The organism is Psychrobacter sp. TB55-MNA-CIBAN-0194, from assembly GCF_040309505.1.
GTDB classification, from domain to species: Bacteria; Pseudomonadota; Gammaproteobacteria; order Pseudomonadales; family Moraxellaceae; genus Psychrobacter; species Psychrobacter fozii.
On sequence record NZ_JBEOOW010000310.1, the window covers coordinates 1 to 270 of the forward strand.

The following is a 270-nucleotide window of genomic DNA, read 5'->3' on the forward strand; positions in this document are numbered from 1 at the left end:
GGGTTGGGATGATGTTCAACAAGTTGATGTTATTGGTCTAGAAGTCGGTTACCGACTCATTCCTCTCGTTGACCAATCACAAGGTGGCGAGCTGTTAAACCGTATTAAAGGAGTGCGTAAAAAACTATCTCAAGAGCTGGGCTTTTTAGTGCCGCCGGTGCATATACGCGATAATCTAGAACTCGACCCAAATGCATACCGCATAACCATGATGGGTGTATCAAGTGGTGAGGGTGAGCTTAAACATGGTGATGAATTAGCGATTAACCC

The 270-nt window shown here is 45.2% G+C and carries 1 protein-coding gene; it reads left to right on the forward strand.

Annotation, left to right across the window (positions count from 1 at the left end; all coding sequences use genetic code 11):
- Window positions 1–270: FHIPEP family type III secretion protein (locus AAEY75_RS15260; RefSeq protein WP_352260056.1), on the forward strand; the 270-nt coding region annotated here is incomplete at both ends.